Source organism: Blautia sp. AF14-40 (assembly GCF_003479665.1).
Classification (GTDB): Bacteria; Bacillota; Clostridia; order Lachnospirales; family Lachnospiraceae; genus Fusicatenibacter; species Fusicatenibacter saccharivorans.
On record NZ_QUHK01000054.1, the window covers coordinates 1 to 7,375 of the forward strand.

Annotated in this window: 4 protein-coding genes; all 4 read right to left on the reverse strand. The window is 49.0% G+C overall.

What is annotated here, in order from left to right; translation table 11 throughout:
- Positions 1 to 122 precede the first annotated feature (122 nt).
- Positions 123 to 2,390, reverse strand: coding sequence for a hypothetical protein (locus DWW13_RS17350; protein WP_118720701.1), 2,268 nt, complete (start codon positions 2,388 to 2,390; stop codon positions 123 to 125).
- Positions 2,391 to 2,602: 212 nt separating this feature from the next.
- Complete coding sequence (locus tag DWW13_RS17355) at positions 2,603 to 4,243, reverse strand: TIM barrel protein (protein ID WP_158565931.1); 1,641 nt, start codon at positions 4,241 to 4,243, stop codon at positions 2,603 to 2,605.
- 206 nt (positions 4,244 to 4,449) lie between these two features.
- On the reverse strand, positions 4,450 to 4,623 hold the full coding sequence (locus DWW13_RS17360) for a DUF4250 domain-containing protein (RefSeq protein WP_022461670.1): 174 nt from the start codon (positions 4,621 to 4,623) through the stop codon (positions 4,450 to 4,452).
- Entirely contained in the window at positions 4,620 to 7,226 is a 2,607-nt protein-coding gene (gene clpB, locus DWW13_RS17365; protein ID WP_117510089.1) for an ATP-dependent chaperone ClpB, read from the reverse strand. The genes DWW13_RS17360 and clpB overlap by 4 nt, the downstream gene beginning before the upstream one ends.
- Positions 7,227 to 7,375 lie beyond the last annotated feature (149 nt).

The window sequence follows — 7,375 nt, forward strand, 5'->3', positions numbered from 1 at the left end:
TTTCTTATTTTTAGAAAAATATAGTTAATTCTGCATATTTTGTATTTTATCTGACTATTTACAATCTATCCGAAACCGTCCAAAAGAAAAGGCGCCTTCCGGCGCCCTTTCCCTTTCAACTCTTATTTCTCACGTTTACGATAAACAACTGCTCCGACCACTGCTGCTGCAGAAACGCCGAGCAGGATCACCCACAGCATCACCTGTGTGCGGTCTCCCGTGTCCGGACTCTTTGTTGCTTTCTTCAGATAGAATACGGTATCCGCCTGGCCCTTGCTTGAAACGATCGAAATCGTATGCTTGCCTTCTGCCAGACTCTTTGTATACTCTGCCTTCAGCGTAACCTGCGTATTCTCTTTTCCAGCCGTCACATAATTCTTCGCATCAATCTCTTTCTGGTCGATGAGAACCTTTTTGAGATCCTTTGCTTCAAAATCTGCGGTGAAGGAAAGCTCCTTGCCCTGCATACCTGACTGATTGACTCCTTTGGTAATCTTCGGAAGATTCTGCGCAGTCATCGGTTTCTGTTTCAGGCCGGCAATCGCTTTTTCCAGCGCTGCCGCATAACCATCCACCGTCTTCTGCTCCGTGATATTCTTTCCGCGTACAATCGCTGCTTTTGCATCATTGACTGCTTTTACGCTCTCGTCCGTGTATTTCTTCAGATCGTTTGGAATCTTCTTCACTGCGACATCTACTTTGCTGTAGTCCGCATCTTTATACGTAAGGCCGGCAATCGCTGCCTCGATCTTTTTTGCGTAACCGTCTACGCTCTCCTGCTCTGTGACCGGCCGCTCGGTTACGACGCTGTTCTTTGCATCTTCCAGTGCTTTTACAGACGCATCGGTATACAGACGGAGGTCCGCCGGAATCTTTTTGATGGCTTCCTCTACTTTGGAATAATCTGCTTTCCGAACCTGCAGTCCTGCCAGTGCATTTTCAATTGCTGCTGCCCAGCCGTCTACTTCTGCCTGATCCAGAATGGTTTTTCCACTTTCTACGCTGTTGATCGCTGTCTGAAGCGGCTGAATGCTTTCTTCCGTATAAATACTCAGATCATTCGAAACTTTGGCAAGAGCCGCGTCTACGGCGCTGTAGTCCGCCGGTTTCAGGGTCAGTCCGTCAAGAGCTGCTTTCAGGTTCTCTGCAAACTGATCGACTTCCTCCTGCCTGCTGTCATCCAGATCCCATACAATGGCTTCTTTTGCCGCATTCAGTGCTTTTACACTCTTTTCGGTATAAATGGATAAGTCTTTCGGAATCTTTCCCAGGAGTTCTTCCACTCCCTGATAATCTGCCGGAACCGGTTTGCGTACCAGTGCTGCAATTGCATTCTCCAGTGCTTCCGCATAAGCATCAACTGCCTGCTGCTCTTCTATCGTTTTGGTGCGGTCGATGGATGCAATGACTGCATTCAGTGCTTCCACGCTCTCTTCCGTATAGATAGAAAGATCTCCCGGAACTTTGGCAAGTACTGCATCAACTTCTGTGTAATCTGCGCCAAGAAGCGTCAGTGTGTTTACTGCTGTCTGAATGGCTGCCGCATAACCATTTACGGTTTCCTGTTCAGCTGATGGCAGGTTCTCTTTTACCGCATCTTTTGCTTTCTGAACAGCTGCCGCGCTTTCTTCTGTATACCGGCCCATGTCCTCCGGTATCAGCGCCAGCGCTTCTGTTACTTTGGTGTAATCTGCGGCTTTTACAATCACAGTGAATTCCTGTGTGAAGTCAACGCCGGTTTTCTTTCCGTCTTTGATTGTCGCCAGAAGTTTTACGGTTCCGGCATTCGTTACTTTCAGGTTTGTGCCGTCTAAAACAGCACCTGTCATTCCGGCATCCGTGATTTCCCATGTGATCTGTTTCTGATCTGCATTTTCTGGAACTGCTTTGCCCGTCAGTGCGGTGGTTCCCGGGATTTCTTTCGGTATGCCCTGGATTTCTGTTACAGCTGCGTACTCATAGGTTCTTATCTGGATTTCAATGGCATCTTTTGTTTCCGTTTCTGCGATCTTTGTTACAATCCAGCTTCCGTTCCAGCTGTCTGCCTTTTTAAGCAGATAATCTGCCGGAGCCTTTTTGGCCTTTTCCGTAAGATCCTTCAGATTCCAGGAAGCCGCCGCTGCGATCACAGCCTCTTTTTCTGTTTTTATTCTTTCTTTGTCATCTTTCTTTTCATCCAGATTTGTTTTTTCTGAAAGTATTCGGATTTCTCTGTTCTCTGCATCATTTTTAATCTCCGTATCTTTGCCGAGAACGTCGCCTGCTTTCAGCGAAAGCTCTCCGAACTTCCACGTTTTGGCTTCCTCTTTTGCGAATGCCATGGTTGGGAACATCGTCACGATCAGAAGCATGGACAGTACAAACGAAAGCATTTTTTTCGTTTTCTTCATAACACAAATCCTCCTTTCCTTTTGATTGTTTTGCAGCCGCCAGGGGCCGCAGTTTCTCTTGTTACTTTCATTATACGTGTGTCAGAAAAAGAGTCAACGGGCCGTAAAAATTCGTAAGAATTCTTGTGCATTTCCGCTAAAATACTTTCAACGTTTTTTCACAATACTTCCATGAATTTTTACGGCCCGTCAGATTTTCTTAAGATATTCCTTTATTTGTGATGAAGCACATATTTCACATACGCAATTCTGCGGCTGTCCGGTGCCCAGGAGTTGACGTTGATACTGCCCTGGCCGCCGAAAAGATCCAGCACTTTTTTCTTATTCTGTCCGTCATAATCCATCATTCCAAGCGATACATACATGTTCGGCAGATGCTCATTCGGTTCCAGCTCACCTTTAGCGAAGGTCAGGTAAATGACGTGTTTTCCATCCGGCGAAACGTGGCCGAACCAGTTGTTGGCATCGAAATCGGTCATCTGGGTGAGACCGCTGCCGTCACGGTTCATCCGCCATACCTGCATCAGACCGCTTCTGGTGCTGTTGAACCAGATGTGCTTTCCGTCCGGTGAATACTCCGGACCGTCGTTGTAGCCTTTGCCGTCCGTCAGGCAGGTTTCCTCGCCGCCGTCTGATGGAATCGTACAGATCTCAATGCGCATAGTCTCCTCCTCCGGCTTTTTGCGGAAGGCACAGTACGCAAGCTCTTTTCCGTCCGGCGACCAGCCGTGCAGATAGCTGAGACCCGGTCCGGTGAGGTCTTTTGGTTCACCGCCTGTCATCGGGAGCACGTAGATGTGGGATTCATACGTTCCATCTGTGAGTTCCGGCGGCATGCAGCTTACCGCCAGCAGCTGGTTGTCCGGTGACGGAACGTGGTCATTGTTGCACTGCACGCAGAAACCGGTATCAACCTGCTCCACATGGTCTTTGTCGATCTCATAGCGGTAGATTTTTCCATCCGCATTATAAAGCAGGGTGTTTCCATCGTTCAGCCAGTTCGGTGCCTCGATGATTCCCGGAAACTCATGCAGCACGGTTTCTTCTCCGGTCTCCACATCCATCGTGCAGAGAATGCTGTCGGTGTTGTCTCTGTCCCCTGTCCATCCAGAGAGCATTTTTCCGGCGCGGCAGGTATCCTCCAGTGTTGCCGCATCCATATCCACAATCTGCAGTGCACCGTTTGCGCGGGCGAACTGGAAGCAGGCTTTCAGATCAACCATGCCTTTTCCAAGCGGCGCTTCCTGGCCGGTGATTTTCATATCTTTATAATGAACGGCTTTGACTCGGTCCGCATGCGCCCAGAGGAACTCTTCCGGGTCGACGCCGCCGCAGTACATCCAGCCGACATCTACTTCTGCTCCGACTTTTTCACCGCAGGCTTCCAGGAGATATTCGTACGCTGTTTTTCCATTCACGCGGATACAGATATCTTCTTTTTCGTTGTGGATCAGAAGACCTGCTCCGGCTTTTTCCAGTTCTTCTGCCAGTTCGCGGTATCTTGCAGCGGTTTCGTCCAGAACATCTTTTGTCTGGCGTGCCGGGCTCTTTACGACAAACCAGGAAATGTGGTATTTCTGCGCCAGTTCTGTAAGAATGGCAAGTTCTCTTTCATAGTGGTATTCATCCAGGAAAATGTGGACCGCATGAACCTCAATGTGGTATTTTGCAAGCAGCGGCATTGCCTGCTCCAGATCCTCCGGGATCCAGAAACCGTAGTCCCTGGCATCAACACGGAATCCGAGACACGGCTCGATCTGGCGGTAGCCTGCCTCATAGATTTTCTTTAAAAATCCTTCGGGATCCTGTTTCCATTCTTTGGATACCCCATACATCTGTACACCAAAATACATATTTGTTTCCTCCTTCTCCAGATCCGCTGTTTCCCCATTTTCAGCGGATTTTCTTTTCCTCCATTTTACCACATTTCTTCTATTATAGATATGATTTTTCCTGTCAGTTATAAGAAACACGCTTTGCGTAAAAAAGGCGCCCCGTATGTGTTTTTTCCACATACGGAACGCCTTTTTCCGCCATTTTTTTCAGGGCCTGGTTATTCTTATACAAACTGGTTCGTTTTCTCATCGTACTCATAGTCGATGAGCGCCAGTTTTTCCCGCAGATCGGATTCCTCTGTCTGCATGGCCGCGCAGAATTCTGCGAGCGACGGGTAAAAATCTCTTAACTGCGTATTGACATAGCTCAGCAGCATTACGGGATCTTTCGGCATCATTCGTCTACTACCTCCACACCTGGTTTGATCATTGCCTTCAGGCCGCCGTTTTCCACATCCAGAAGGATCGTATCGCCCTCGCTGACCTGACCGCCAAGGATCAGTTTTGCGGTGCTGGTTTCTACCTCTTTCTGTACGAAACGTTTCAATGGACGGGCGCCGTAAACAGGGTCGTAGCCGCCCTCAATGACAAACTGTTTTGCAGCCGGGCTCAGTTCGACGGTAAGCTCCTGGTCTGCCAGACGTTTGTTCAGTCCTTTCAGCAACAGATCTACGATATGACCAATGTTGTCTTTTGTCAATGGTTTGAACATAATTGTTTCATCCAGACGGTTCAGGAACTCCGGACGGAAGTGTGCACGCAGATCCTGCATGACCAGGTTTCTCGCCTCTTCGGAGATGCTGCCGTCGTCCTGAATGCCGTCCAGCAGATACTGGGATCCGATATTGGAGGTCATGATCAGGATCGTATTTTTAAAGTCTACGGTACGGCCCTGGGAGTCGGTGATACGGCCGTCATCGAGTACCTGCAGCAGAACGTTGAAGACGTCCGGATGCGCTTTCTCGATCTCATCGAACAGAACAACAGAATATGGTTTTCTGCGCACTGCCTCGGTCAGCTGGCCGCCCTCCTCGTAGCCTACATATCCCGGAGGCGCTCCGATCAGACGGGAGACGGAGTATTTCTCCATGTATTCACTCATATCGATTCGAACCATGTTGTTCTCATCATCAAACAGCTTTTCTGCCAACGTTTTCGCAAGCTCTGTTTTACCGACACCGGTAGGTCCAAGGAACAGGAACGAACCGATCGGTTTTGTCGGATCCTTGATTCCGGCTTTGGAACGGATGATCGCATCCGAAACCTTGGTGACTGCCTCATTCTGGCCGATAACTCTCGTGTGAAGTTCATCTTCCAGGCCGAGGATCTTAGTTCTCTCGCCTTCGGTCAGTTTTGCAACCGGGATTCCAGTCCAGCGGGAGACAATTCTGGCAATCTCTTCATCCGTTACACTCTCGTGTACCAGGGAGAGATCTTCATTTTTAACTTTTTTCTCTTCTGCTTCCAGCATCTGCTGTAATTTCGGGAGTTCACCGTACTGCAGTTCAGCGGCGCGGTTCAGATCGTAATCATTCTTTGCTTTCTGGATCTGGCGGTTCATGTCCTCGATCTGCTCACGCAGTTTGGACAGTTTCTCAACGGAACTCTTTTCATTTTCCCACTGTGCCTTTGCAGAATTGAAGGTATCCTTTAACTCAGCCAGCTCTTTCTGCAATGTTTCCAGACGCTCGCGGCTCAGATTGTCGGTCTCTTTTTTCAGTGCGGCTTCCTCGATCTGCATCTGCAGAATCTTACGGCGCTGCTCATCCAGCTCGGCCGGCATGGAATCCAGTTCTGTCTTGATCAGAGCGCATGCCTCGTCGACCAGGTCGATTGCTTTATCCGGCAGGAAACGGTCGCTGATGTAACGGTTCGAAAGGGTTGCGGCTGCAACGAGGGCACCGTCGGTGATTTTTACGCCGTGATAAACTTCGTAGCGCTCTTTTAAGCCACGCAGGATGGAAATCGTATCCTCTACGGTCGGCTCATCAACCTGAACCGGCTGGAAACGGCGCTCCAGGGCGGCATCTTTTTCGATGTACTGGCGGTACTCATCCAGCGTTGTGGCACCGATGCAGTGCAGTTCGCCTCGTGCCAGCATAGGTTTCAGCATGTTTCCGGCATCCATCGCGCCGTCGGTCTTTCCGGCGCCGACGATCAGATGCAGCTCATCGATGAACAGAATGATTTTTCCGTCGCTCTTTCTGACTTCCTCCAGAACAGCTTTCAGACGCTCCTCGAATTCGCCGCGGTATTTTGCTCCGGCTACCAGGGCTCCCATATCGAGGGAGAAAATGGTTTTATCTTTCAGGCTCTCCGGTACATCGCCGTTGGCGATTCGCTGGGCCAGGCCTTCTACGACTGCGGTTTTACCAACACCAGGCTCACCGATCAGAACCGGATTGTTTTTTGTCTTACGGGACAGGATACGGACAACGTTCCGAATTTCGGTATCACGGCCGATAACCGGGTCCATTTTCTGGTTTCTGGCTTTTTCTACGATATCCTGGCCATATTTTTCCAGGGTGTCGTATGTTGCCTCCGGGTTGTCGGTGGTAACTCTCTGGTTTCCGCGCACGGTGCTTAATGCCTGCAGGAAACGTTCTCTTGTGATGCCGTACTCCTGAAACAGTTTTTTCATGGACGGGCTTGGATTTTTCAGCATTGCCAGGAAGAGGTGTTCTACGGAAACATACTCGTCTCCCATGGCTTTCGCCTCATCCTCAGCATTTACCAGTGCTTTATTCAGATACTGACCGATATACGGCTGACCGCCGGATACTTTGACGCGGTCGTTCAGTGCCGTCTCGACACGGTTCAGAAAATGTTCTTTGTTGATTTCCATCTTTTCGATCATTTTCAGAATCAGGCTGTCGTCCTGATGCAGGAGATTATACAACAGATGCTCCTGCTCTATTTCCTGGTTGCCGAAATCGTATGCGGTCTTTTCCAGGTCCTGTACAGCCTGCAGCGATTTTTGTGTGAATTTACTAATATTCATAATCGGCTTCCTCCTTATCTATTTGGGTGCTAACATTCGCTCCGAACAAAAAGAGCGTTGATGTGAATTTTCTTTTCTTTCTTTGTTCTAGTCGTACTATAACACTAGTTATTAGCACTGTCAAGAGGTGAGTGCTAATATTTTTGTTA

Coding starts and splice junctions, on each gene's coding strand:
- DWW13_RS17350 (WP_118720701.1), bottom strand. CDS start 2,390: ATGAAGAAAACGAAAAAAATGCTTTCGTTTGTACTGTCCATGCTTCTG.
- DWW13_RS17355 (WP_158565931.1), bottom strand. CDS start 4,243: ATGTATTTTGGTGTACAGATGTATGGGGTATCCAAAGAATGGAAACAG.
- DWW13_RS17360 (WP_022461670.1), bottom strand. CDS start 4,623: ATGATGCCGAAAGATCCCGTAATGCTGCTGAGCTATGTCAATACGCAG.
- clpB (WP_117510089.1), bottom strand. CDS start 7,226: ATGAATATTAGTAAATTCACACAAAAATCGCTGCAGGCTGTACAGGAC.